The organism is Cyanobium sp. NIVA-CYA 375, assembly GCF_056108345.1.
Window position 1 is genome coordinate 1 of the sequence record NZ_JBSYHW010000156.1, and the last position, 2,267, is coordinate 2,267.

Genomic DNA, 2,267 nt, shown 5'->3' on the forward strand with positions numbered 1-2,267 from the left:
TCCTCCAGCAATGGAAAGCGGCCTGACTAACCCACCAGCTCTCATAGGAACTGGAGCAGCAAAGGGGGTCACGTCAGATGGCATGCGCAAGTCCGCGTCCCCTTCCTATGTTGAGGCGACACTTCGAACAAGCCCCTCGAGTGGACAGGCCACCACCAGCTCTCAGATCCGCATCCACAGACTCCATGCCTGCCACTCAGTGGCAGCGTTAGCTGCACAGGAAGGCCGAGGTCGGTATCGTTGATGTGATGGTGGCGCTTTCGGATGCCGACAATCCTCAGAAGCGGACCTTATAGGGTCTACTTCTACAGTCACGAGCCAAACGAGCCTCCCCATGTTCATGTTGATAGAGATAAGGCGTCATGCAAAGTCTGGCTTACTCCTGTTGCATTATCCTCGAGCCTTGGTTTTGGCGCCAAAGAGCTACGTGAAATCGAACGTCTGGTCAGCTTGAACAGAGCTATCCTGCTGAAGGCATGGGAGGAGTTTCATGGCTAACCCTGGTGAGCAAGTCACAAACGTTGCCTTGAAAGAGGACAGACTGATCGTCGACCTGGCTGATGGTCGATCTATATCGGTTCCGTTGGCTTGGTTCCCAAGGCTTCTACATGCAACCTCCCAGGAGCGTGACAACTGGGAGATTGCAGGGGCTGGCTACGGAATCCACTGGCCAGATGTCGATGAGGACTTAAGTGTGGAAGGCCTGCTTCGAGGTGCGCCAGCGCCCCAAGCAAAGGCTCTGGTCAGCTAACACCGCCATGCACCTGAGCCGCCGCCGTAACGCTATATTCTTCGCCGCGCAAACCTTGCGGCCAGGTGATGGCGAGCGTTAGACAGACCAAGCAGCCGGTTGCGCACTCGTATCTCATGGGATACAGTGAGACATGATTGAAATCAGGGAGACGCCTGCCTATGCCGCGTGGTTTGCTGCCCTGCGTGACCGGACTGCAAGAGCTCGTATCGACATCCGGATCAGACGGCTCTCCCTTGGTAACTCAGGAGATATCCGCCACGTAGGAGATGGCGTCTCAGAGCTGCGGATCCATTATAGCCCCGGCTATCGGATCTATCTGACAAAACAAGGAGATGCGCTCGTCATTCTGCTTGCAGGCGGCGACAAGAGTTCCCAAGACAAGGATATTCGTCTCGCCAAAGACCTTGCTCGAAATCTCTAGGAGAATCCTATGACCAAAACCACCACTACAATCTGGGACCCAGCCATACACCTTGCCACTGCTGATGATACAGCGGCATATTTGGAAGCTGCACTTCAGGATGGTGATCCTCAGCTTGTCGCAGCTGCCTTAGGCGATATGGCTAGGGCTAAAGGCATGAGCCAAGTCGCACGTGATGCTGGCCTTGGCAGGGAAAGTCTATACAAGTCATTGTCCTCTTCGGGCAATCCTGAGCTGGCAACAGTATTGAAGGTGATTTCGGCACTGGGTTTGGAATTGCATGTCACAGCTGTTGATGAGGCGAAGATGGCTGTTTAAAATCCAGATACAGAAGACGGGAGCGGGGATGGCTCATCAAGCCGCTCAGCCTCCGCCCGCCGCTGATCTTGGCGTTATGCGGGCCACTCAAAGGCAACCAAGATCCTGAAAGATGAGACCCAAATCTCACCCATGACACTTGCCTATGCGGCTTAGACAGGTTGCTATAGAATCCTCACAAAGGAAAGCCTGGCCGCAGTTCATGACTGAACAGGAAATCGAAGCCAGCCTGATCGGCAAACTGGCTGAGCTTAAATATATCTATCGAGCCGATATCAATAGCCGTGCGGCGCTAGAGAGTAATTTTCGAGAGAAGTTCGATGCGCTTAATCGGGTCAAGCTGACGGACGGCGAGTTTTCTCGGCTGCTCGACGAGATCATCACACCTGACGTCTTCACTGCCGCCAAGATCCTTCGGAATCTCAACGCTTTCATACGTGACGACGGAACGCCGCTGAACTATTCGCTGGTCAATCTCAAGGATTGGTGCAAGAACGACTTTGAAGTGATCAATCAGCTTCGTATCAATACGGAGTACAGCCATCACCGCTACGACGTGATCCTGCTGATCAATGGCGTGCCGGTGATCCAGATCGAGCTCAAGAGCCTTGGCATCAATCCACGGCGGGCCATGGAGCAGATTGTCGAGTACAAGAATGATCCCGGCAATGGCTACACCCGTACGCTGCTCTGCTTCAGGGCACCTCGAAAAATACGATCAGCCCTTGCGTTGAGGCGACAATAGCTTATAATTTGAATAGTTAATTGCATGCC

The 2,267-nt window shown here is 53.6% G+C and carries 5 protein-coding genes; all 5 read left to right on the forward strand.

Features of this window, described 5'->3' with window-relative positions:
- The first annotated feature begins 264 nt into the window (after positions 1–264).
- Entirely contained in the window at positions 265–498 is a 234-nt protein-coding gene (locus AC01FP_RS17000) for a DUF4160 domain-containing protein (protein ID WP_474481860.1), read from the forward strand.
- The gene (locus tag AC01FP_RS17005; RefSeq protein ID WP_474481861.1) at positions 491–751 is read left to right on the forward strand and encodes a DUF2442 domain-containing protein; all 261 of its coding nucleotides are present in this window, start codon (positions 491–493) and stop codon (positions 749–751) included. The genes AC01FP_RS17000 and AC01FP_RS17005 overlap by 8 nt, the downstream gene beginning before the upstream one ends.
- Positions 752–884: 133 nt before the next feature.
- A complete protein-coding gene (locus AC01FP_RS17010) occupies positions 885–1,175 on the forward strand; it encodes a type II toxin-antitoxin system RelE/ParE family toxin (protein ID WP_474481862.1) in 291 nt (96 codons plus the stop codon).
- A gap of 9 nt (positions 1,176–1,184) precedes the next feature.
- Positions 1,185–1,493, forward strand: coding sequence for an addiction module antidote protein (locus AC01FP_RS17015; protein WP_474481863.1), 309 nt, complete (start codon positions 1,185–1,187; stop codon positions 1,491–1,493).
- A gap of 202 nt (positions 1,494–1,695) precedes the next feature.
- A complete protein-coding gene (locus AC01FP_RS17020) occupies positions 1,696–2,238 on the forward strand; it encodes a type I restriction endonuclease (protein ID WP_474481864.1) in 543 nt (180 codons plus the stop codon).
- Positions 2,239–2,267: the final 29 nt, after the last annotated feature.